This is a genomic window from Enterococcus sp. DIV0008 (assembly GCF_050542615.1).
Classification (GTDB): domain Bacteria; phylum Bacillota; class Bacilli; order Lactobacillales; family Enterococcaceae; genus Enterococcus_D; species Enterococcus_D innesii.
Map to the genome: position 1 here is coordinate 3,057,501 of NZ_CP172937.1, position 24,456 is coordinate 3,081,956.

21 protein-coding genes and 1 rRNA gene (1 of these 22 cut by a window edge) are annotated in these 24,456 nt (G+C 44.6%); 6 read left to right on the top strand and 16 right to left on the bottom strand.

Going from position 1 to position 24,456, the window contains the following annotated elements; all coding sequences use genetic code 11:
• The 13 genes from IGI84_RS14440 to pth all read right to left on the bottom strand — a co-directional run.
• A 16S ribosomal RNA gene (locus IGI84_RS14440) occupies window positions 1-1,532 on the bottom strand; it reaches 28 nt to the left of the window's first position.
• A 661-nt stretch (window positions 1,533-2,193) separates the two neighbouring features.
• A complete protein-coding gene (gene lysS, locus IGI84_RS14445; protein ID WP_005230758.1) occupies window positions 2,194-3,687 on the bottom strand; it encodes a lysine--tRNA ligase in 1,494 nt (497 codons plus the stop codon).
• Window positions 3,688-3,783: 96 nt separating this feature from the next.
• Window positions 3,784-4,797 (bottom strand): tRNA dihydrouridine synthase DusB, encoded by a 1,014-nt coding sequence (gene dusB / locus IGI84_RS14450; protein WP_077452381.1) that lies wholly within the window; start codon window positions 4,795-4,797, stop codon window positions 3,784-3,786.
• Window positions 4,798-5,679, bottom strand: a complete 882-nt coding sequence (gene hslO / locus IGI84_RS14455; RefSeq protein WP_430600472.1) for an Hsp33 family molecular chaperone HslO — start codon at window positions 5,677-5,679, stop codon at window positions 4,798-4,800. It lies immediately after the preceding gene.
• A gap of 142 nt (window positions 5,680-5,821) precedes the next feature.
• On the bottom strand, window positions 5,822-7,930 hold the full coding sequence (gene ftsH / locus IGI84_RS14460; protein WP_142425152.1) for an ATP-dependent zinc metalloprotease FtsH: 2,109 nt from the start codon (window positions 7,928-7,930) through the stop codon (window positions 5,822-5,824).
• Window positions 7,931-8,003: 73 nt separating this feature from the next.
• Window positions 8,004-8,549, bottom strand: a complete 546-nt coding sequence (gene hpt / locus IGI84_RS14465; RefSeq protein ID WP_005230750.1) for a hypoxanthine phosphoribosyltransferase — start codon at window positions 8,547-8,549, stop codon at window positions 8,004-8,006.
• Window positions 8,550-8,568: 19 nt separating this feature from the next.
• On the bottom strand, window positions 8,569-9,969 hold the full coding sequence (gene tilS, locus IGI84_RS14470; RefSeq protein ID WP_200126641.1) for a tRNA lysidine(34) synthetase TilS: 1,401 nt from the start codon (window positions 9,967-9,969) through the stop codon (window positions 8,569-8,571).
• A 100-nt stretch (window positions 9,970-10,069) separates the two neighbouring features.
• Window positions 10,070-10,513, bottom strand: a complete 444-nt coding sequence (locus IGI84_RS14475; protein WP_005233352.1) for a S1 domain-containing RNA-binding protein — start codon at window positions 10,511-10,513, stop codon at window positions 10,070-10,072.
• Between the two features lie 74 nt (window positions 10,514-10,587).
• Window positions 10,588-11,034: an FtsB family cell division protein gene (locus IGI84_RS14480; RefSeq protein ID WP_200126643.1), complete on the bottom strand. Its 447-nt coding sequence runs from the start codon at window positions 11,032-11,034 to the stop codon at window positions 10,588-10,590.
• An 83-nt stretch (window positions 11,035-11,117) separates the two neighbouring features.
• Window positions 11,118-11,384 carry an RNA-binding S4 domain-containing protein gene (locus IGI84_RS14485; protein ID WP_005230745.1) on the bottom strand — a complete coding sequence of 89 codons (267 nt, stop codon included), beginning with the start codon at window positions 11,382-11,384 and terminating at the stop codon, window positions 11,118-11,120.
• Complete coding sequence (locus tag IGI84_RS14490) at window positions 11,371-13,002, bottom strand: putative polysaccharide biosynthesis protein (protein ID WP_200126645.1); 1,632 nt, start codon at window positions 13,000-13,002, stop codon at window positions 11,371-11,373. Before IGI84_RS14490 ends, IGI84_RS14485 begins: the two co-directional genes overlap by 14 nt.
• Window positions 13,003-13,017: 15 nt before the next feature.
• Window positions 13,018-16,536, bottom strand: coding sequence for a transcription-repair coupling factor (gene mfd, locus IGI84_RS14495; RefSeq protein ID WP_368255734.1), 3,519 nt, complete (start codon window positions 16,534-16,536; stop codon window positions 13,018-13,020).
• Window positions 16,537-16,547: 11 nt separating this feature from the next.
• Window positions 16,548-17,108, bottom strand: coding sequence for an aminoacyl-tRNA hydrolase (gene pth, locus IGI84_RS14500; protein ID WP_015510502.1), 561 nt, complete (start codon window positions 17,106-17,108; stop codon window positions 16,548-16,550).
• A 355-nt stretch (window positions 17,109-17,463) separates the two neighbouring features.
• Between pth and IGI84_RS14505 the strand changes: the two genes are divergently transcribed.
• The 3 genes from IGI84_RS14505 to IGI84_RS14515 all read left to right on the top strand — a co-directional run bounded on the left by IGI84_RS14505 (window position 17,464) and on the right by IGI84_RS14515 (window position 20,569).
• Entirely contained in the window at window positions 17,464-18,447 is a 984-nt protein-coding gene (locus tag IGI84_RS14505; protein ID WP_005230720.1) for an L-lactate dehydrogenase, read from the top strand.
• Between the two features lie 269 nt (window positions 18,448-18,716).
• Entirely contained in the window at window positions 18,717-20,114 is a 1,398-nt protein-coding gene (locus tag IGI84_RS14510) for a L,D-transpeptidase family protein (RefSeq protein WP_200126649.1), read from the top strand.
• Window positions 20,115-20,269: 155 nt separating this feature from the next.
• On the top strand, window positions 20,270-20,569 hold the full coding sequence (locus tag IGI84_RS14515) for a hypothetical protein (RefSeq protein WP_430600473.1): 300 nt from the start codon (window positions 20,270-20,272) through the stop codon (window positions 20,567-20,569).
• Window positions 20,570-20,632: 63 nt separating this feature from the next.
• Here IGI84_RS14515 and IGI84_RS14520 read toward each other — a convergent pair whose 3' ends face one another.
• Window positions 20,633-21,001, bottom strand: a complete 369-nt coding sequence (locus tag IGI84_RS14520; protein WP_077452389.1) for a winged helix-turn-helix transcriptional regulator — start codon at window positions 20,999-21,001, stop codon at window positions 20,633-20,635.
• 97 nt (window positions 21,002-21,098) lie between these two features.
• Here IGI84_RS14520 and IGI84_RS14525 point away from each other — a divergent pair, with 97 nt between their 5' ends.
• The 3 genes from IGI84_RS14525 (at window position 21,099) to IGI84_RS14535 (ending at window position 22,990) form a co-directional block, all read left to right on the top strand.
• Window positions 21,099-21,977, top strand: coding sequence for an aldo/keto reductase (locus IGI84_RS14525; protein ID WP_430600966.1), 879 nt, complete (start codon window positions 21,099-21,101; stop codon window positions 21,975-21,977).
• A 39-nt stretch (window positions 21,978-22,016) separates the two neighbouring features.
• A complete protein-coding gene (locus tag IGI84_RS14530) occupies window positions 22,017-22,499 on the top strand; it encodes a VOC family protein (protein ID WP_005233337.1) in 483 nt (160 codons plus the stop codon).
• A gap of 161 nt (window positions 22,500-22,660) precedes the next feature.
• Entirely contained in the window at window positions 22,661-22,990 is a 330-nt protein-coding gene (locus IGI84_RS14535) for an SdpI family protein (RefSeq protein WP_420699050.1), read from the top strand.
• Between the two features lie 33 nt (window positions 22,991-23,023).
• On the opposite strand, the gene IGI84_RS14540 is transcribed toward IGI84_RS14535, so the two are convergent.
• Together IGI84_RS14540 and IGI84_RS14545 are read right to left on the bottom strand one after the other, a co-directional pair.
• On the bottom strand, window positions 23,024-23,719 hold the full coding sequence (locus IGI84_RS14540; protein ID WP_077452393.1) for a YoaK family protein: 696 nt from the start codon (window positions 23,717-23,719) through the stop codon (window positions 23,024-23,026).
• Window positions 23,720-23,782: 63 nt separating this feature from the next.
• Window positions 23,783-24,298 carry a VanZ family protein gene (locus IGI84_RS14545; RefSeq protein WP_081119254.1) on the bottom strand — a complete coding sequence of 172 codons (516 nt, stop codon included), beginning with the start codon at window positions 24,296-24,298 and terminating at the stop codon, window positions 23,783-23,785.
• Window positions 24,299-24,456 lie beyond the last annotated feature (158 nt).

Here is a 24,456-nt window from a genome sequence, read left to right on the forward strand (position 1 = left end):
ATACGGCTACCTTGTTACGACTTCACCCCAATCATCTATCCCACCTTAGGCGGCTGGCTCCAAAAAGGTTACCTCACCGACTTCGGGTGTTACAAACTCTCGTGGTGTGACGGGCGGTGTGTACAAGGCCCGGGAACGTATTCACCGCGGCGTGCTGATCCGCGATTACTAGCGATTCCGGCTTCATGTAGGCGAGTTGCAGCCTACAATCCGAACTGAGAGAAGCTTTAAGAGATTAGCTTAGCCTCGCGACTTCGCAACTCGTTGTACTTCCCATTGTAGCACGTGTGTAGCCCAGGTCATAAGGGGCATGATGATTTGACGTCATCCCCACCTTCCTCCGGTTTGTCACCGGCAGTCTCGCTAGAGTGCCCAACTAAATGATGGCAACTAACAATAAGGGTTGCGCTCGTTGCGGGACTTAACCCAACATCTCACGACACGAGCTGACGACAACCATGCACCACCTGTCACTTTGCCCCCGAAGGGGAAGCTCTATCTCTAGAGTGGTCAAAGGATGTCAAGACCTGGTAAGGTTCTTCGCGTTGCTTCGAATTAAACCACATGCTCCACCGCTTGTGCGGGCCCCCGTCAATTCCTTTGAGTTTCAACCTTGCGGTCGTACTCCCCAGGCGGAGTGCTTAATGCGTTTGCTGCAGCACTGAAGGGCGGAAACCCTCCAACACTTAGCACTCATCGTTTACGGCGTGGACTACCAGGGTATCTAATCCTGTTCGCTCCCCACGCTTTCGAGCCTCAGCGTCAGTTACAGACCAGAGAGCCGCCTTCGCCACTGGTGTTCCTCCATATATCTACGCATTTCACCGCTACACATGGAATTCCACTCTCCTCTTCTGCACTCAAGTCTCCCAGTTTCCAATGACCCTCCCCGGTTGAGCCGGGGGCTTTCACATCAGACTTAAGAAACCGCCTGCGCTCGCTTTACGCCCAATAAATCCGGACAACGCTTGCCACCTACGTATTACCGCGGCTGCTGGCACGTAGTTAGCCGTGGCTTTCTGGTTAGATACCGTCAAGGGATGAACATTTTACTCTCATCCTTGTTCTTCTCTAACAACAGAGTTTTACGATCCGAAAACCTTCTTCACTCACGCGGCGTTGCTCGGTCAGACTTTCGTCCATTGCCGAAGATTCCCTACTGCTGCCTCCCGTAGGAGTCTGGGCCGTGTCTCAGTCCCAGTGTGGCCGATCACCCTCTCAGGTCGGCTATGCATCGTTGCCTTGGTGAGCCGTTACCTCACCAACTAGCTAATGCACCGCGGGTCCATCCATCAGTGACGCAAAAGCGCCTTTCAACTTTCTTCCATGCGGAAAATAGTGTTATACGGTATTAGCACCTGTTTCCAAGTGTTATCCCCTTCTGATGGGCAGGTTACCCACGTGTTACTCACCCGTTCGCCACTCTTTTTCTTTCGATGGAGCAAGCTCCGGTGAAAGAAAAAGCGTTCGACTTGCATGTATTAGGCACGCCGCCAGCGTTCGTCCTGAGCCAGGATCAAACTCTCATAATGATTTGTTTGAATGACCATACGGTCATTAAGCTCATAAAAATTAACTTTGCTAGCTATTGCTTGCATGTATTTGTTTCAATAAATTGAAACGTCCTACACATTGGTTCGTTTGCTTGCTTTGTTCAGTTTTCAAAGGTCTACCGCGCTGTGTTAGCAACTTTTATATCATATCAGAGCGACGTTTGATTGTCAACTCTTTTTTTAAAAGTTTTTTTCACTCGTTGTTTTTCAACTTCGTAGCGGCTGTCTCAGCGACTTTATTAGAATAACAAATGATTTGTTATTTGTCAACAACTTTTTTCAATTAATTTTGTTGGTGTATCAACATCGATTAACTGTTTTAAAATTGCGACTTCGTTATAATATCATCTGTCGAGCTGTGCGTCAACTACTTTTTTCAATTCTTTTTAGGAATTCATTTAGTCATTTGGCACATGTAATAATATACCAACTAAATCCCTTGCGGTCAATCATTTTCTATGGCTTTTTTTAATTTTTACAAACCCGTCTAATCGCATTGGATCCAGCTTTTATCGTTCGCATTTAATCCGTTTTCTAGCATCTGCCCTAACGTATTTCCCTCTATTTCCTCGCTGTTTTTCTCCCTGATCCAGCAGACAAGAAAAAAACCGCCCATCTCTTGCGAGTGGACGGAGTTTTTTTATCTCATTGTCGGGAATAATAAAACGTCGCGAATCGATTGCGCATCGGTCAACAACATCACTAAGCGATCGATCCCGATCCCTAATCCACCAGTTGGCGGCATACCGTATTCAAGCGCTTCTAAGAAATCTTCATCCACCCCATGGGCTTCATCATTTCCTGCTTCGCGCTCTTTTTCTTGCCCTTCAAAACGTTCTCTTTGATCGATTGGGTCATTCAATTCCGTGAAGGCATTCGCAAATTCACGACCAACGATAAATAATTCAAAGCGGTCGGTAAAGCGTTCATCTTCTGGATTCTTTTTCGCTAATGGCGAAACTTCCACTGGATGACCAAAGACAAAGGTTGGCTGCTGTAACGTTTCTTCAACAAATGTCTCAAAGAATTCATTGATGATATGGCCAACAGTCATGGCATCAGTGATTTCAACATGATGTTCTTTCGCTAAGCTGCGAGCTTCTTCAACGGACATTGGTTGCCAGAAATCCACACCTGTTTGATTTTTGATTGCATCGACCATATGGATTCGTGCAAAGTCGCTAGCTAGATCGACTTCTTGTCCATCGTATTGGATCGTTGCTGTATGCAAGACTTTTTCAGCAGCATTACGAATAATGCCTTCGGTTAGATCCATCACATCTTTAAAATCTGTATATGCCGTATACGCTTCTAGCATCGTAAACTCAGGGTTATGGGTCGTATCGATTCCTTCATTTCGGAAAACGCGGCCGATCTCATAAACTTTTTCCATGCCGCCCACGATCAATCGTTTTAAGTGAAGCTCAAGAGCGATCCGTAAATACAGATCCATATCTAAAGCATTGTGGTGGGTAATGAAGGGACGAGCCGCTGCACCACCTGCTTGATTATGCAATACTGGCGTTTCGACTTCGATATACCCATGACCGTCAAGGTAACGACGAATTTCGCTGATGATTTGGCTTCGTTTCATGAAACGATCAAAGCTTTCTTTATTACTGATCAAATCCAAGTATCGTTGACGGTAGCGTTGTTCTACGTTCGTCAAGCCATGGTATTTGTCAGGCAATGGACGCAATGCTTTTGATAAAATCACGATTTCTTTGGCTTTGATGGTCACTTCGCCGGTATCAGTCTTCATGATTTCGCCAGATACGCCGAAGAAATCACCTAAGTCTGCATGTTTGAATACTTCGTAAGGTTCGTCCCCTACTTGGTCTTTACGTACATATATTTGAATACGGCCTTCGCGGTCTTGTAAATGCGCAAAACCAGCCTTCCCTTTTCCACGTTTTGTAACGATTCTTCCTGCAATGCTTGCTGAAAGATTCATTTCGGCTAATTCTTCTTTGGTTCTTTGATCAAATAACTCATGTAACTCGGCAGAATTATGGGTGCGTTCGAATCGCTTGCCAAAAGGATCAATGCCTTCTTCCCGTAGTTTTTCCATCTTTTCACGGCGAACCAACATTTGATCATTCAATTCTTCTTGTGTTTGTCGTTCCTCTGTCACGAGTTTTCCTCCATTCTTAACTTGGGTTTCCTTCTTATAATGCCAATGATGACGCAAAAAATCAAGCCGAACTTTCGAATCGACTTGATTTGTTTCTTATTCCTTAAGAGTTGCTACCGGCTGTTTTTCGGTCTTTTCCACAAATGCATCTAATAAATCAAAAATCGTCTGCTTATCTTCTGCTTGATTGATAGCTGCCTTCACTTTGGCTGCCCGCGAAATACCTTTTAAGTAGTACGCAGCATGTTGGCGGAATTCTCGCGAAGCGATTTTTTCCCCTTTTAGATCAGCCAACCGTTCTAAATGAAGTTTCGCTGTCGAAATTTTTTCTCGTGGTGTTGGTTCCGGCAATAACTCGCCTGTCTCTAAGTATTGCTTGGTGCGGTGAATCATCCACGGATTGCCTAAGGCTGCCCGTCCGATCATCACTGCATCGGCGCCGACTTCTTCCAACATTCGTTTGGCATCTTCAGGGGTTTTGACATCGCCGTTGCCCATAAAGGGAATCGTGATACTTTGCTTCACTTGTTTCAAAACGTCCCAATCAGCCGATCCTTCATACATCTGTACACGGGTTCTGCCATGCATACCGATTGCTGCGGCACCCGCTGCTTCTGCGGCCTGGGCATTCTCAACCGCAAAGACGTGCTGCTCATCCCAGCCGATCCGCATTTTGACGGTAACGGGCTTGTCGATCGCACTGGAAACAGCATGAACCATTTCATAAACCTTGTCGGGATCTAAGAGCCACTTCGCACCAGCTTCTGCTTTGATGATTTTGTTTACAGGACACCCCATATTGATATCAATGATATCGGCAGTTGTGTTCTCTGCGACAAATTGCGCTGCTTCTACTAAGGATGCTTTATTCCCACCAAAAATCTGAATACTAAGAGGATGCTCCGTCTCGTCAATAAACAGCATCTCAAGGGTCTTCTTATTACGCAGTTGAATTCCTCGATCACTGATCATCTCACAGACGACTAAACCCGCGCCAAATTCTTTGACTGTCACACGAAACGCAGAATTGGTGATCCCTGCCATTGGCGCAACGACGACGCGGTTAGGAATCTCAACCGAGCCGATCTGCCATGTCTGTCTATCTTTCACTTACGCTTCCGCCTCTTTCTTCAACGCCGCCAGTTCCGTTTCATCAAAATGATACTTGTTGCCACAAAACGAGCAGACTGCCTCTGCCCCATGTTCTTCATCGATCATCGCTTGGATCTCGTCAGCCCCTAAGGTGATGATCGCTGTCGCAAATTTTTCTTTCGTGCAATCACAATGGAACTGGACTGGCATTTTTTCTAGTACTTCGATTGTCGTGTCTGGCAACAATGTCGCTAAGATCTCTTCTGGTGATTGGCCTTCATCGATCAAGGTTGATACTCGAGGCAATTCTCCCAAACGTTTTTCGATGGCATCAATGATCTCTTCACTGGCACCAGGCATGATCTGTAACATAAAGCCACCGGCTGCCCGTATCGAATCATCGGTTTCTACTAATACACTCAGACCAACAGCAGAAGGAATCTGTTCTGACACTGCTAAATAATAAGTAAAGTCTTCCCCAAGCTCCCCCGAGACGATCGGTGTTTGTCCAGAGAAGGGTTCTTTTAGCCCTAAGTCTTTGATCACGGTAAAGATCCCTTGGTCACCCACTGCGCCCCGAACGTCCAATTTTCCTTGAGGGTTCAACGGCAGACTGATCTGCGGATTTTTTATGTATCCTTTTACGTCCCCACGGCCATTGCTGTCTACGACGATTGCCCCAGCAGGACCATTTCCTTGAATTTTGACGGTCAATTTGTCTTCCCCTTTTAAGGTACTGCCTAATAACAAACTTCCCACCATCGCTCGCCCTAAAGCAGCAGATGCAGTATTCCATGTTTCATGACGTCGTTGTGCTTCGGCGATCGTCTCTGTTGCCGATACGGCGTATGCCCGGACGAAGCCGTTATATGCTAGTGCTTTTACTAAATAATCCTTCATCTTGATTCTCCTTTTTATTCATTAATGAATCATACTAGGAAGCGCCGCTTTTTTCAACTGAATGTGTTTGAATTTAAGGAAAGTCTTCTTAAATAGAAACAAAAAGGCACCGAGTTCCCTCGGCGCCTTGATACGTCTTGTTTTAGGCGTTATCATCTTTGTTTTCTTGATCAGTCGGTTGGCTTTCGCTATTGCGGCGAACGTCTTCCAATTGTTGATCAAAATCGTTTGATTGTGCATCTTCACTGTGTTTTTCTGCAGCTTGCTTCTCTGCATCTTTTTCTTCCAGCGCACGTTTCGCTTCTTCAAACGTTTGGGCTTTTTCACTAGGATACTCAGAGCTTTCGGTTCCTTCAGGCATTTTGCCTTCTTCAAACAAGGATTTGATTGCTTTGGCATCTAATGTTTCATGTTCAAGCAGTTTTTCAGCGATCAATTTGTGCTGTGCACGGTGTTCTTCAATGATTTCATGGGCTTTTTGATGAGCATCCATTAAAATCTTGCGAACTTCTTGATCGATTTCAAAGGCAACTTGTTCAGAGTAAGCTTTTGTTTGACCATAATCACGACCAACAAAGACTTGATGGTTTCCTTCATATTGAACTGGACCTAACTTGTCACTCATTCCATATTCTGTCACCATACTTCTTGCAAGCGCAGTTGCTTGTTCAAAGTCATTGGAAGCACCCGTTGATTGTACCCCGAAGATGATTTCTTCAGCCGTACGACCACCAAGCAACCCAACGATTTGTTCAAACATATCTTCTTTGGTCATCAAGAATTGATCTTCTTTCGGCAAGGCGATCATGTAACCACCCGCACGTCCCCGAGGAATGATCGTTACTTTGTGTACCACACGGGCACGACTCAAGACTAACCCAACAATGGTATGTCCTGCTTCATGGTAAGCAACCATTTCACGTTCGCGTTTGTTGATGACCCGATCTTTCTTCGCTGGACCAGCGATCACGCGGTCTTCCGCTTCATCGATATCTGAAGCATCGATTTTTTTCTTGTTACGACGAGCAGCAACTAATGCCGCTTCGTTCAAGACGTTTTCCAGATCCGCACCGGCAAACCCTGGTGTTTGTTGGGCAACGACTTTCAAATCAACATCATCTGATAAAGGTTTGTTGCGGGCATGGACACGGAGGATTGCTTCGCGGCCTTTCACGTCTGGACGACCAACTAAAATCTGACGGTCAAAACGTCCTGGACGTAGCAACGCTGGATCTAGAACATCCGAACGGTTCGTTGCGGCAATGACGATCACGCCTTCGTTTCCATCAAAACCATCCATTTCAACCAATAACTGGTTCAATGTTTGTTCCCGCTCATCATGTCCGCCACCCATACCGGCACCACGTTGGCGACCGACAGCATCGATTTCATCGATAAAGATGATGGCTGGTGCATTTTTCTTCGCTGTTTCAAATAAGTCACGCACCCGGCTTGCACCGACACCGACAAACATTTCAACGAAATCTGAACCAGAGATCGAGTAAAACGGTACGCCAGCTTCACCAGCAACGGCTTTGGCTAGTAACGTTTTCCCGGTTCCCGGAGGTCCCTCAAGTAAGACACCTGCGGGGATACGAGCGCCTAATTCAACGAAACGTCGAGGATCTTTCAAGAATTCCACGACTTCGACAAGCTCTTGTTTTTCTTCTTCTGCACCGGCTACGTCTGAAAAACGTACGCGGTTGGCTTTTTTGTCCGCTTCTTTGGCTTTTGATTTGCCAAAGTTCATCACACGGCCGCCACCGCCACCGCCGCCGCCTTGTTGGCTCATCATCATGTAGAAGAAGAAAATGATGATCACAAGTGGTAAGAAGCTAACCAAAAGCGATAACCAAATACCACTGTTGGATTCTTCTTCGATGGTAGTTTTGACCCCTTGTGCTGAGGCCAGACTGGTGACTTCGCTCAGCGTAGAATCATTTGGTAAAATAATCGTTGAAAAGCGGGTCGAACTTGCCTGTGTATTGCCTAAAACAGACAAGCTGTTGTCATTGCTGACAGTTTGTTCTTCATTGTATTCACCCACGATTCGATAAACACCGTTAGCGGGTTGGACAGTAAATTGTTTGACCTTCCCGTCTTTCAGTTGTTCTGTAAACGTGGAGTACTCGATCGTTGGGGTCTGCTGATTGCCATTTCCAAAGATGAAATAAACGACCATGACCATTGCCAACAAGACAAGTACATAATATAAGGTATTTTTTACCATACCGTTATTTTTCTTATTCATGCGTACCTCCCTGGCTATTTTGTTTTATCAATCCTGACCATTTAATTGTATCACAATTGATTTAGAACAGTCACTAATTTGACTGATAAACACTAGGTTTTAAGACGCCAACGTAAGGTAAGTTTCGATATTGCTCTGCATAGTCCAGTCCATATCCAACAACAAACTCATTTGGCACATCGAAACCGACATAATCAGCATCGATCTCAACAACACGGCCTTCCGGCTTATCTAATAACGTCACGATTTTCACTGATTTCGCTTTACGGTATTTGAATAGATCTACCAGATAAGCCAACGTGCGACCGCTGTCAATGATGTCTTCAACGATCAAAAGATCGCGGCCCTCAACATTTGTATCTAAATCTTTGATGATTTTGACTTCTCCAGATGAAATCATGGCATTGCCATAACTTGAGACATCCATGAAGTCTAACTCCAAGTAACAATCCATCTCACGAACGATGTCTGCCATGAAAGGAACGGCACCTTTCAGTACACCTACGACTAGAGGATTTTTATCCGCATAAGCCGCCGTTAATTCTTGACCAAGTTCCACACAACGATTTTTGATTTCGTCACGGGAAATCAAAATTTTCTCAATATCTTTATCTAGCATAAAGTTCTCCTTCCAACTCTTACTTCTGATATTTATAAAGAAGTATGTAGTGTATTTTATCAGTTTCTGGCGCAATACTCAAATAGGAAAATGCATGAGGTAGTAAGGCAATCACCTGTTTATCAAGGTTTGTGACGACCCAACTTTTTTCTCGCTCTTCATTAGGAATTTTTGAATCGATAAAAAAACGACTGATCTTTTTGGTCAGGCCACGCGCCAAGCGGATTCGGTCTCCGGGCTGACGCTTACGTACGATCAGCTCAGAGGAATAGTTTAGCGGTAAATCTTGGGAAAACTCTGACCAATTTGTGATTTTTTTGGGAATATGCTGTTCATTTATCGGAAAATACCCAATCCATTCCTTTTCAGACAGATAGATCCCCTCCCCTAAAACCAGACGCTGACTGACTTCTGTCAACGGCGTTGCAGGCTTTTGGGAAACAGCTACAGGTTCCAATAATAATTGGTCATAACTGCGCCGCAACTGCCACTGTTTGTGCAATGCCAATTGCCATTGCCCTTTCTTTTCGTCTAGCAGACGCAATAACTGCGGCAGCTGTTTTTGATTGAGTGGCTGCTTTGTAAAAGCTTCTGCTTGCTGCAAAAACCCAGCATAGAAAAAATAGCGCTGCGCCGGCGAAAACGTCGGCAGCTGTTGCAGATTGATCACTAAGCGAGTAGCTTGCTGTTGAACGAACGCAGACAACCATTGCTGCTGCTCTTGCTGGATCAACTGATTGGCGAACTGCATTTCTACAGAAAGCTGTTGAAAATGTGGCAGCAGTTGCGGATTTTCCGCTTTTAATGCCGGCACTACTTGCTGGCGTAGTCGGTTTCGCAAATACAACGGTTCGTGATTGCTTTCGTCTTCAAAGTAGGGAATCTGCTGTGCTTGCGCATAGTCGTAAATCGCTGCCTTACTGACACTAAGCAGCGGCCGCAACAGGACTCCTGTGTGAAAAGGCTGCTGCTGCTGCATCCCGCCAGCCGATTGCAAGCGGCCTTCTCGAATCATCTTCATCAGCATCGTTTCTACTTGGTCATCACTGTGGTGAGCAGTCAGCAAAACATCATAGCCTTCTTGGGACATGACATCGGCAAAAAACGTATAGCGAAAGTCACGAGCGCTAGCTTCTACGCCGGTTTCTGGCGGATTTTCCCAACACCGCTCATAAAAAGGAATGCCGCGTTCCTGGCAGTACTGCCGTAAAAAAGCCGCTTCCTCAGCAGATGCTGGACGCAATTGATGGTTCACATGTGCCACGCCAAAACATGGCTCTTTTTGCATTTCGGGAAACAACTGACAAAAGACCTGCAACAAGACCATGGAGTCGACGCCCGTCGATACCGCCAGCAAAAAGCGGCGTTTTTTTTCCGGATCGATAGCAGCGATTTGCCCTCGAACGGTTTGAATGACCATCTTATGACCTCCTTTTCTTTCGGTAGACCCACAAGAAAGAAAGCTGAAACAAAACGAACCAACAGTTTTGTTCCAGCTTTTTCCAACTTGCTATTCATGTTTAGTTACGGCGTCCGCCGCGGCCACCGCGTTTTCCTTCTGTATTTCGACGTAATGATGAAAGACGATCATCACTATCTTTTAGAAAAGAACTCATCAATGAATCGAAGTCTTGTTTATTTACATTCGTAGTTTGATTGCGTGAAAAAGATTTTTTCGGATTTGGTCGATTGAATTCTTTTTTCGGGTATTCACGTTTTTCTTCCGGCTTATCTTCTGCCTTGCGGATCGATAGTCCAATTTTCCCATCGTTGCCGATTGCCGTAACAAGTACTGTCACTTCATCCCCAACAGACAACACGTCGTGAATGTCTTTGACGAATCCGTTTGATACTTCACTGATATGCACCAAACCAGTTTTCCCTTCACCAAGATCAATGAACGCACCAAAATTTGTAATACCAGACACTTTGCCCTTTAGTTTCGCTCCAACTTCGATTGACATATAAAAAATGTTCCTCCTAATTTTTACCCATTTAAAATAATTCAAACTACTGCGCTGAGTAGGTATGACATTGCTTAATCTTGTGACTCTGTGGATGATGATTCTTGCTCGCTTTGTGAAGAGTCTTCATTCGTGCTCTGAGAATCCGTTCCGTCCGGCAAGACCGGATAGATCTTTTCGCCATCTTTTGAATAGAAGAATCGGCTCCGGGCCAATTTCGCTACATATTCATCGTCTTTCAGTAAGGCAACATCCCGCTCCAACGAAGCCACTTTTTGTTCAGCTTCTTTTTGTTCAGCGACTGTTTCCGCCTTATATTCCTTTAGCTTTTGCAGGCGCATTTGATCGTTGAACATCTGAATGCCTACGATCGCAAATATCGCTAATGCCGCTACGAAAAACGCCACCAGCCGACGTCGGCGAAACACGACTTGCCGCCGCTCTTTTTCAAACTTGGCAAATTGCTCTTTCGCATAATCGGTCTGCAATAGTTCTATTTTTCTATTTGATTCTTTTGCCACCTGAACTCGCTCCCGTCGCTGTCTTTGTTTTTTACATTATACCAACATCCGCAAAGCTTGTCTAACTGAAAATGCCGTAAAAATCAAGCATTTTCTGAGATTCTTTCCTCTGAAACGATCTCATACATTTTTGCAGCGTCTTCTTTTTTCGTCGATTCATGCAATTCATTAACTTTTACTTCCAAGACCTTATTCCCGAATTGAATGCGCATAGTATCGCCTACTTTGACGTCACTGCTTGACTTGGCTAATTTGCCGTTGATCTGAATGCGTCCCTTGTCTGCCACTTCTTTGGCCACAGAGCGACGCTTGATGATGCGGGAGATTTTAAGAAATTTATCTAATCTCATGTTTTTCACCTCTTCTTAATAGTTTCTTTCCAAATGGAACTAACAGCCATTCGCGAATCGTTAACAATTTGATTTTGATCGCTGCCCCGATAAAGGCTGCGCCTCCCAGACCGACACCGCCTAGGCAAAAAAGCAGCGCCTGTAGTCGATGGGTCAAAGGACCGTTCAATAAGATCGCCACGAAGCTATAATATAAGAATAGCACGCTTGCCATGATCCCTAAACAAATAAATAATTTTTTTCCATAATTTCCTTCATACCAAAAGCGATTGATGCTACTTTGTGCTCGACGCTGTTCGGAAACCACAAAACAGCATAAGGTCGCTCCTAACCCCAACAGCGTACTGATACTTGCTCCTGCAGTCCCATAAGAAGCAGTCAGCGGCCACATCGATAGACATTTAACCAAAAGACCGATCCCCGCAGCGATCAAGCCGAAGGTATAGGTACTGCGGCTTTGTTGAATGCTTTGATAAGCTTGAATTGTCGCCATCAGAGCGATGGAAAAGACAAACAATACTAGCGCCGCATTGCCAGATCCGTCTTTGAATAAGGCAAAGTTGATATAAGGCAGCAAAATCGCTAAGCCTACGGCGGAAGCCGAAGCAATCCCGATTGTTAGGCGTAAATACATTTTTGCCGACTTTTCAAACAGCTGCTGATTTTTTACCGTCAAATACTTGGTCAATGTTGGCAAAAACGTCGAACTTAGCGCCATCGCCACCACAAGACCTAGTTGGACGAGGGGTTGTCCTCGATCATAGATCCCTTTCGAAATCCGAGCTGCTTGTGCCGTCAACCCACCTGCTTCCAGTGCATTGGTCAACAAAAACGAATCCGCTAACTGGAACAAGATCAAATAGCCGCTATAAATCGTCAACAGACCGCCTTCTAAGAAGAACCGTTTTTTCAAAGAGGCTGATAAAACAGCAGTGTTTTCTCCTATACTAGTGACTGGTTTATGCCATAACGATAAGCGTTTGCCGTTGATTTGTCGGCTATAGTAACTTAAAATCCACCACGCCGCAAGCCCCCCGACTAAGGCACCCATCATGGCGACAGTCCCCGTTTGATAAACCGTCCAACCCAATTGCTGGAAAGCTGCCGCAGCACCTAAAATCACCCCGACTCTAAGGAGCTGCTCTACGACTTGGGAAACTGCGGTTGGCACCATTTGTAAATTCCCTTGAAACATTCCTCGATAAAAGGTCAAAGGTGGGACAAACAAGAAGGTAAAGGAAACGACTCGAATCAAGCCTGACAGTTGGTAGTCCCCCATCACTTGCGCGATTGGACCGGCAAATAAAAAGGTCATAGCCCATAAGCCGATCGCCGACCAAAGCACATAAGGCGTCAAAGCTTGCAGCCGTTCCTTGCTTTTCAAAGGATCGGGTTCTTCAGCGACAATACGGGAGATAAACTGTGGCAAACCTGACAACGCCAAAGTCATTGCCAATCCATAAATCGGATAGACTTGTTGATACACATAAAACCCTTCGTCCCCTACCAGGTTCTGAAAAGGGACCCGATAAACGGCACTTAAGATTTTTGCGATAAAGGAAGCGATCGTTAAAATAAACGCCCCTTCCATCGTACGCTTCAATTGTGATTTCGGCATCCCTCTGGTTCCTTTCTAGCCTTGACTGGCGTATTTTTGTTCCCGTAATGCTTTGACAAAATCTTGGATTTCTAATAGCCAGGTGCTTTCTTTCATCACTGGCGGAATCTGTAATTTGATGGTCATTTGCTCATGATCGACACCCATCGTGGCTTTTAATTTAGTGGCTTTTAATGCCTCAAACAGCTGCTCCACCGAATAATTTTTCGTGCCGACTTTACTCAAAGTAAATGACACCGTCTGTTGCTGCTTACGGATAGTTTCTAACAAGGCACGATCGCCGTTCATCTTGATCTCGCCCACCGTTAAGAGGTGCGCCACTTCAACAGGGTATTCTCCAAAACGGTCTAACAAATCATCTTGAAGTTCATCGACTGCTTCTTGGGATTCCAGCTCACGAATTCGTTTGTAGATCTCGATTTTTTGCCGTTCATCTTCAATATACGAAGTCGGCAAGTAGGCATCGATCCCCAGATCAATCTCAACGGTCGTTTTCTCTGTTTGGGTATTTTTCCCTTGCTTACGAGTGACTGCTTCCGACAGCATTTGCGAGTACATGTCAAACCCGACTGCATCGATAAAGCCGTGCTGTTGCGCCCCCAATAGATTTCCCGCTCCCCGAATCGAAAGATCGCGCATCGCGATTTTGAATCCTGAACCTAACTCCGTAAAGTCCTTAATGGCTTGTAGTCGTTTTTCACTGACTTCGTTCAACACTTTTTGCTGTTCATACATGAAATACGCATAGGCGACTCGATTGCTCCGTCCGACACGGCCGCGCAGCTGATACAACGTCGAAAGCCCCATGTAATCGGCATTTTCTACAAACAACGTATTGGCATTGGGAATATCCACACCGGTTTCAATGATCGTCGTTGTCACCAACACATCGTATTGGCCTTCAATAAAGTCAAACAACGTATTTTCCAATTGGATCTCGGTCATTTGCCCGTGGGCATAAGCGATTCGTGCATCAGGCACTAACGCCTGCAGTTCTTCGACTTTTCGCTCGATCGTATCGACACGATTATAGAGATAAAACACTTGCCCTCCCCGGGCCATCTCCCGTTGGATCGCTTCTCGCACCGCTCCTGGATTCATCTCCATCACATAGGTTTGGATCGGGTAACGATTTTCCGGTGGTGTTTCGATCACAGATAGGTCCCGCACCCCCAGCATCGACATATGCAATGTTCGTGGGATCGGCGTTGCTGTCAACGTCAACACATCGACTTGCGAACGCAGTTGTTTCAAGCGCTCTTTGTGTTTGACCCCAAAACGTTGTTCTTCATCGATCACCAACAAGCCCAAATCGGCAAACTCAACATCTTTTGACAATAATCGGTGGGTCCCCACCAAAATATCGACTTGCCCTTTGCGCACTTGCTCGATCGTTTCATTCTGCTGTTTTTTCGTCCGAAAACGACTCAGCACCCCAACATTGACGGGGAACCCTTCAAAACGATCGACCATCGTTTCATAGTGCTGCTGCGCCAAGATCGTTGTCGGCACTAAGAAAGCCACTTGTTTGCTTTCTTTGATTGCTTTAAAAGCAGCCCGCAGCGCCACTTCTGTTTTCCCAAAACCGACATCTCCGACTAACAAGCGGTCCATCGGTTTTTCTTTTTCCATATCCCGCTTGATCTCTGCCGTACTGCGCAGTTGATCATCGGTTTCCGAATACGGAAAAGCATCTTCAAATTCTTTTTGATAGGCATCGTCTGGTTGAAAGGCATAACCTTTTTCTGATTCGCGTTTGGCATACAATAAAATCAAATCATCCGCGATGTCTTCAATTTTAGCCGTCACTTTGCGCTTGGTCTTCGCCCACTCGCTGCCACCTAATTTATTGATTTTCGGTGTTTTCGATTCGGAAGCCACATATTTTTGAATCAAATTCAGTTGGGTGACTGGAATAAAGAGCTTGTCTTCGTTTTGGTACAAGATCGTCATGTAATCTTGGTGGACGCCATCGACTTCTAAGGTTTCCATGCCGATGTACTTCCCGATCCCATGATTCGCATGGACGACATAGTCGCCCGCTTTTAACTCATTGTAGCTTTTGAGCCGTTCCGCATTGGTGACATTTTGCCGGCGGGCTCTTTTTTTGTTCATCTTTTGGAAAATTTCTTTTTCCGTAACCACCACTAGCTTGTCTTGCGGCATTTCAAAGCCGCTTTGCAAACGTTCCACCACGATTTGGGTGCGTCCCGTAAACAGGCGGTCTTGTTGCGTCTGCACGGCATAGATATCATGATCTCGCAGATCTTGCTCTAACTTCTTGGCCCGTTCTTGGTCACTGACCAGGAAAATCACCGTCTGCTGCTGCTTCTCCCAGCGATCGATCTCAACTTTCAAGAGACCCATTTGGCTGAAAAACTGCTGCATCGGCCGGTATTGGAATTGATGGATCGCTTGGAAGCGAATGTTCCCCATTCCTTTTTGGAATAAAGAAAAGAAGCTGGTCACAAAGGTTTCTTTTTGTAGTAGCTGATGGACATCGATCCCGAATTGCTGTTCAGAAAAGACCCGCAGTTCCGCTAATTTTTGGGTATGCCACTCCGCTTCTTCCCGTTCGATCTCACGATTGGTCTCCATGATCCGGGCATAATCATCGATCATTAAAAAGGCATCCTCAGAAAAATAATCTAAGACACTTGTTTGCTGACGATACAGCAAATCCGTGTAATAACGGGCACTTTCACCAGGAATCCCCGCTTGCCACTGGGAGGCCAATTGGCCGAAATAGTCTTCTAAAAAGGCACGATCGGTTGCTTCTTTGGTGACTGCCAACCGCTTGTTCAATAATTCTTGCAACTGCTTTTGCCCCGCAGCTAAATCTTCCGCTGAGAAAACTAATTCAGTAGTGGGTAAAATAGCCACTTGTTGCAGCGTTTCCACTGAGCGTTGCGTTTCCACGTTGAAAGAACGCATCGAGTCGATTTCCACATCGAACAACTCGATCCGTACGGGGTATTCGGCATTTAATGGGTATATATCGAGGATGCTTCCACGAATACTGAATTCGCCGGGTTTGCCAATCATTGACTGCCGTTCGTAACCCATCAAGATCAATTGTTGCGGCAAACACTCTAAATCGATCTCATCGCCGATCTGCCATTGGAATTGGTTGGCTAACCAGGTTTTCTTTTCAGGTAAATACTTTCGCAAAGCCGCCACCGGCAACACATAGATCCCGGTTTTCCCTTGCGAAACAGCATTCAGCGCGGCCACTCGTTCTTCTCGTGCTTCTGGTGAAGAAAAAGCCATTTCGGCTGACAACACTTCATCCACTGGAAAAACATAGACATCTTCCGTCACATTACGCAGATCTTCGGCTAGTTGATTTGTATAATAGAGATTTGGTGTCACCACGATCACTTGCTTTTGAAATGCCTGATACACACCGGTGATCGCTAATGTTTTTGCCGATCCAGCTAGACCGGTCAATAATTGCCGGGGGGCCTGTTCACGTAAACCTGTATGCCAAGCCGCCACTGTCGGCACTTTATTTATTAATTCAATTAAATCCATCTCGGCCCTCCTTAGTTAAATCGATTCATTGTGGCAAGAAAGTCGCCGTTGGTCAAGTAATCACTACTTGCCTCGACCGCTTTATCAATACTTTGTAAAACGATCGGCAGATCGTCTTTTGCAAAAGGACTCAGCACATGATTGACCACGGTTTGTCCCGGACGCGGCCGATCGATCCCAATTTTGATACGGTCAAAGACTGTCGAATCCAAGTGAGCGATCAAACTCTTGATCCCATTGTGGCCACCTGCACTGCCTTTTTGGCGCAAGCGGATTTTCCCTAATGCTAAATCAAGGTCATCATAGACCACCACTAATTCTTCTTGGTAGATGCCAAAATAGGTCATCAACGGACCTACCGCACGACCCGATTCATTCATGAAGGTTTGCGGTTTGACCAAAAGAATTTTTTCACCCTTCAAGAAAAACTCTGCCACCTCTGCTTCAAAAGCCGACTTTTTAAAGGTTGCTTGGTACTTTTGTGCCAACGCATCCACTACCATAAAGCCAACATTATGTTTGGTTTTTTCATATTTTTTGCCGGGATTTCCCAAGCCTACAATCATTTTCATTTTTTAGTTACGCTCCATTATTTCTAGTTTCAAGCTGATTCTTCATCTATTTTATCGGTTTTCTTATCCAAACACAAAATACTGGGCACACAAATGCGCCCAGTTCTTTTGCTTAGGTAATTATAACACGAAATGGACTGTTATGGTGGCGTCCTCTTGCTCAGTTTTTATCTTTCTTAACGAATCTTAATAAAACGTTGGTATATCTTCTTTTTGACGTAATAACAAAGAAAGCATTTACAACTGAAACAGTGATATTTTGTGTAATATTGTTGTGCAAATCACATGACAAATATACTTGAAAATGGTAGGATGATAGCGAGTAAAACAATTATGCGGAAGGAATGATACACAGATGACTGCAAAAACGAACAAAAAAGATCACCAAAAGGTAATTCTTGTTGGAGACGGTGCGGTTGGTTCTAGTTACGCGTTTGCGCTGGTGACCCAAAACATTGCGCAAGAAGTCGGAATCATTGATATAAATACAGCAAAAACAGAAGGCGACGCAATTGACTTGTCCCATGCTTTGGCCTTTACTTCCCCTAAAAAAATCTATGCCGCTTCTTATGAAGACGCGCATGATGCTGATTTAGTCGTTATTACTGCTGGTGCGCCTCAAAAACCAGGCGAAACCCGTTTAGATTTGGTTCATAAAAACTTGAAAATCAACCGGGAAGTAGTTACCCAAATCGTTGATTCAGGCTTTAACGGAATTTTCTTAGTTGCAGCAAACCCAGTCGATATTTTGACTTATTCTACTTGGAAATTCTCAGGCTTCCCGAAAGAACGCGTTATCGGTTCAGGTACCTCATTAGACTCTGCCCGTTTCCGTCAAGCATTGGCTGAATTGGTCGATGTCGATGCCCGTAACGTCCATGCCTATATCTTAGGGGAACACGGCGATTCAGAATTCCCTGTTTGGTCTCATGCCAACGTAGCTGGCCTACAAATCTATGAATGGGTCAAAAATAACCCAGACATCGATGAAGAAGCCATGGTCAACATTTTCTTCAGCGTTCGTGATGCAGCCTACACCATCATCGAGAAAAAAGGTGCGACTTTCTATGGGATCGCAGTAGCTTTAGCACGGATCACTCGTGCGATCTTAGACGATGAAAATGCTGTCTTACCACTATCTGTGTATATGAATGGCGAATATGGTTTAAACGACTTGTACATCGGTGCGCCTGCAGTCATCAACGCCCAAGGGATCCAAAAAGTGATTGAGATCCCATTGACGGATGGGGAAAAAGACCGGATGGCCGCTTCTGCAAAACAATTAAAAGATATTCTTGATGAAGCTTTTGCAAAACTAGATGCAGAAGACAATCAATAATTTCTTTCACTTCGTTTAGCTAATCAACCATGCAACTGAACGAACCTTACAGCTTACTCTTTTTCAGAACAATTTGATCAAGATGACCTGCTGCCGGTTCGTTCAGTTTTTTTATGCAATGAAATGCTTTTCTACAGCTTAGCTAAAGATAGTTTAAGAATTTTCTATTTTTCATGGAAGTTTCATTTGCCATATTCGCTTTCCTGGGGGAATATGGTATGATTTAAGCGTTATTATCTATTATGCCATTAGAAAAAAGGAGTAGTTGAATGACTCGTTCAAACAAACATACTGACGCCAAGAACAATACCAAGAAAATTGTTCTGATCGTTGTGGCTGCTTTATTAGTAGTGATCGCTGGCGGCTATACCTACCGAAGTACATATTATGCAAACCGTTTTTTACCAAAGACTGAAATTGAGGGCATCGATATCAGCAACAAAACCGTCGCTGAGGCCAATGCTCTGCTGCATGACCGCTATTCGCAAGAAGATTTCACCATCAAAGAAGGCGATAGCGAATGGAAGACAATCAACCTTGCTCAATTTGGTTTACAGACGGATTTCACCGATGAGCTACAATCGTTAAAAGATGAACAGAACCAGTGGAGTTGGGGAATGGCTTACGTTTCTGCTACAGAAGAAAAAACACTGGATAATCTCTCGGTAGATCAAGATACGCTAAACAGCGAAACAGACACGATTCAAAAGGAACTAGAAACTTTAAATGAGGATCGCACCAAGTCTGCCGATGCAACATTGAAAAAAGGCGAAGACGGTTTTTCTATCAAACCAGAAGTTGACGGCGATGCCATTGATGTGGACAAAGCAGTGGCTGACTTACAAGAAGCCATCGTCAGCGGCGAAAAGGAACTAAATCTCGGCGATTACATCACAAAACCAAGTGTGACCGCTGATGATCCTGATCTAACCAAAGAAATGGATTCGTTGAATAAAATCGCCAAAGTAACCGGCAATTATACGATCAACGGAAACACGTTTCAAATTCCAAGAGAATCGATCATGGATTGGCTCTCTTACAAAGATGGCAACACCACGATCGACGAAGACAAAGTAAGAAGCTATGTCGCTTCGATCGGTGAGCAATACAACACCAGCACCAATTCTTCGACCTTCAAGAGTACCAAACAAGGCGAAGTAACAGTTCCAGCCGGCACCCTCAGCTGGACGATCCAAACCGATGCGGAAACAGAAGCATTGATCGAGGCATTAAAAGCCGGCGAAGACTTCACCCGCACACCGATTGCTCAAGGAAGCACCGATGCTGGCAGCCCGTTATTTGGCAACACGTATATTGAAGTTGATTTGAAAAACCAACACATGTGGTATTACAAAGATGGCGAGCTGGTGCTAGATACGAAAATTATCTCTGGGAAACCAGCTACACCAACGCCAACTGGTGTCTTCTATGTCTGGAACAAAGAAGAAGATGCAACCTTGACCGGTGAAGATTATGCGTCCCCTGTTGATTACTGGATGCCGATTGATTGGACGGGTGTCGGAATCCATGATTCTGATTGGCAAACGGAATACGGTGGTGATCTTTGGAAAACCCGCGGCTCTCACGGCTGTATCAATACTCCGCCAGGCGTCATGAAAGAATTGTACAGCCAAGCCGAAGTCGGGACACCCGTGATCGTGATTTAACCGAAAAAAGATTCAGACCTTTTTATAGATGAACCAAAAGCTGCAAAAGAAAATTCTTTTGCGGCTTTTTTGTTATTTCCCCCATGTTCCTATTTACAAAGCACCAGTTAATTAATATACTTAATTAACTATATTGATTAACAAGGAGAATCATTTTGGAAAAAGTCGTCTTCATCGATCGTTCTACTTTGGCTGGAAGTTTGATTAAAATTTTTGCCCGCAACATCCAAATGCTTTCTGAGGATCAAATCAGCGTGACGGTTCTGGCACCGGAACGACTAGCAAGTTATCGTTTTTCGCAAGAAAAAATCGTTTTGGTCGACCCCTTGCTTTCTTTAACAGATCCAATGATCCAACAAGCTATCCCACCGCGCATCAAACGCCTGTCGTTTCCTGTCAATCATTACAGCGGCATGAATACTGAAGGCATTCTAGAATTGATCCAACAAGCATAACCTAAAAAGGCCGACGGAAACCAATGGTTTCTGCCGGCCTTTTCTCATGCCACTTGCCCTTTGCTAGACCATCGCTTCTTCTTGTTCTAACAAAGTAACTTGCTCTCCTTTGTCTTGCAGCGCGGCGACGTGCATCGTCCCCCACTGGCAAAGGGTATCCAATAAGCCGCCTAACGTTTCTCCATATTCACTCAAGGAATACTCAACTTTGGGTGGTACTTGATTATAGGACTTACGGGTAACGATATCAGACTCTTCTAATTCCCGCAATTGCTGCGTCAACATTTTTTGACTGATGCCAGGAATTTTCCGCCGTAAATCACTAGGACGCAATGCCCCATGGCGTAAATTACAAAGAATGATTGGTTTCCATTTCCCGCCGATGACATCCATTGTTGCTTCTACACCAATATTATAAATTTTTTCTTCCATTTTTTTCACCTCATCATGTTTGCTAACATACAAAAGTTACCAAAAGGTGTGTATCAAACAAAAAAGTACGTACTATACAACCTTACCTCCTCATTATATGATGATTACAGAAAAAAATAAAGGAGATGTTTTTATGATCGAAAAATTATCGGATACCGTTACACTGAACAATGGCAGTAAAATCCCCGGTTTGGGGTTAGGTGTCTTTCAAATCCCTGAAGCTGAAACAGCAGAGGTCGTGAAACAGGCCATCGTCAATGGGTATCGCCTGATTGATACGGCGGCTATTTACGGCAATGAAACAGGAACAGGGGAAGGAATCAAACAAGGCTTACAAGAAACGGGGCTGGCTCGTGAAGAACTCTTTGTCACTTCCAAACTTTGGAACGATCATTTAACTTATGATGAAACGATCCACGCCTTCAATGAAAGTTTGGCCCGCTTAAACCTCGAGTATCTCGACTTGTACTTGATCCATTGGCCGGGAAATCAGGCATTTCAAGAGTCATGGCGCGCATTGGAAGACTTGTATGCTGCAGGAAAAATCAAAGCAATCGGGGTCAGCAACTTCCAGATTCATCACTTGGAGCAATTATTGGCCGTTGCTAAGGTCGTTCCTGTCGTCAATCAGATCGAACTGCATCCCAAACTGACGCAGCATGACCTGCGGAACTTTTGTGCTGAAAAGGGGATTGCGATCCAAGCTTGGTCACCTTTGATGCAAGGCAAACTGCTGAAAGATGACACCGTCTTGGCGATTGCCGATGCACAGCAAAAATCAGCGGCACAAGTGCTTTTACGCTGGGCTATCCAACAAGGAATCTTAGTCAATGTCAAATCGACACACCCTGAGCGAATGATTGCCAATGCAGCGATTTTTGATTTCCGTTTATCAGAAGAGGAAATGGCCCGCTTGAACACATTAAATGAGGACCTGCGAGTGGGTCCAGATCCAGACACATTCGATTTTCATTAATCACACTATATACTAAACAAAACCTTAGGAGGAAGTAGAATGACAAACACAAACACAGGATTTTCAATGGTGAACCACGTGGGAATCACCGTCAGCAATCTCGAACGTTCCATCCAATTTTATGAAGCATTAACTGGAAAGAAAATCGCCAATCAAGATACGATCGGTGGCAAACGAATGGCGCAAACGCAAGGTTTAGAGGATACATTGATCAAATACGCCAATCTTCATTTAGACAATCTCAACATCGACCTTTTAGAATACGTCGAACCAAAATCCAACAAAGCTAGCTATTCCAATGAGCAAATCAGTGCCATGCATCTTTGTTTTGAAGTCGAAAATATTGATGAAGCCGTTGCTCGTCTAAAAGCCATCGGGGTTGAACCTGACGGTACCCCAATCGTTTTTGAAGAACAAGATGGTTTAAAAAGCGGGTTCGGGACAGGTGTTGCCTACTTTACAGATCCAGACGGTACCAATCTTGAACTGATTGCACCAAAAGGACCATTTCAACGCGGATAATTGAAAAAGGGATGGCGACTTATAGCGCCCTCCCTTTTTATTTACGCAAAACTATCTATTTTTTCAATAGTTCCCCTTCATAGAACCCTTTACAGCGAGTACAATAAATAGATAATCCTCTTTATTCGCTGATTTTCCCAACAAACCTCGCTTGAAAGGAAGTGATCTCGATCGATATTGGCCTTTTGTTGTTGATTTTTACGGGTATTTTTTTCATCGTCTTCCGATTCTTTTACCGAGAAGAACCCAATTATATCTTCGGCTTTCGCACCAAGCGCAGTACAGCCAGTGTCAGCAATTGGCGTTTTTCCCAGCAGTGGTTCTCCCTGTTGGCGATGCTCTTTCTAGGTGGGGTCATTTTGCTGCAGCGCAACGAGCTGATTGAAGAGAAATTTTACCAGCTAGCCGTACTTGGCAGCTATCTTCTAGCAGCACTGCTGGTAGAAATAGCGCTTTATCTCAAAGATTCACGCGCGAGCACAAAAAAGTAAGACAAAAAAGACATTCCGGGAAATGTCTTTTTTCTATTCTTTATTTTGACTGTGGATCGTGATTCCCAACACCAGGGCTAAAATTCCTGAAACCACCCAGATGGTCCGGTGGAATAAGAAAATTCCTAGCAAGCTGCTTAAAACCGCCCCAAAAAAGAAACCGCCGATGATCAAGGAAATAGAAATGATCTTGGGTGTCACTGATCGGTCCTGCTTAAACCAGCGCAAATACAAGTAATCAGCCAGCGAACGTAAATTGCCAGTGGTCATCGTGGTGGCATAGGGCATCCCTGCCAAGCGCCGATAGGCGGCATATTGAATCGCTGCAAAAAAAGATAATCCGGAATCAACCAGGACATTGGGTAAAGAACGCGCAAAAAAGCCCAGAACCAAAATACCGATTGCTTCAAAGATCAACGCAGCATTTTGCCAAACGATCCAACCACCAGTCGGAAAATGATGCTGCAGATAATTCGTCACCACGATCCCCACTAAAAACATACAGATTGGTGGCAGATACCGAAAGGCTTGTTCAAACTGCCCCGTTGAAAGATTGATCCCTAACAAAATAACATTCCCCGACTGCATGCTCGCAAACACTTCACCGTGAAAGAGATAGGTATAGGCATCTAAAAAGCCGCCAGCCATTGCGAGAAGAACCCCCACCGGCAAACTTTCATGCACGACAAACTCGGTTTTGCCTTTGACACTACTCAAACTTTTTTCCATTGGTTTCGCCTCTTGTTTTTTATACTTTCTAACAGCTTAACGCTTAAAAACGCCGACAACTCGTTATGTTTTGCGGCGTTTAGGTGACTTTTTCGATAGCTGACAAATCAACCACCCCAAAAGAACGGCGGTCAGTGCTCCAGCTGAATCCAGCATGACATCTTGAAAAAGCGGCGTCCGACCTCCCGTCAGCATTTGATGGTATTCATCGATCCCAGCATAGCCGGTGGCTGCCAACCAAGCAAAAAAAGCGGCTAGCCAATACGGCATACGGCGATAAACGAGCACGAAAAACAAACTGCCCCCTAGGACAAAATAGGTAAAGAAATGTGCGCCTTTACGAATGAAAAATTCCACAAAGGAGAAATAGCCTTTTTCCGCAATACTGATCTCCGAACCAGCATAGGAAAAAGAAATCTTCTCTAGCCACTCTTTCAATGGTTCATTTTTTAAGATTCGTGAAAGCAACCCGATTTGCGATTGCTGCTCATAGGTTTGTGAAGAGCTGATAAAGAGGATGACCATGACCGCAACTGCGATACAAAAGTAAAAATTCGGTTCTTTCAGTAATTTTTTCATAATTTTCACTCCTCATTTTCCTATCTTACCATTTTCATTTGGTGATGCAACTGTTTTTCAAAAAGAGCGTTCTATTGATCTTTCAGCGTTTCGATGAAAAACGATCTTCCTTTAGAGTCTCTCTTTCAAAGCGATTCCTCAAAAAACATAAAAAAGTA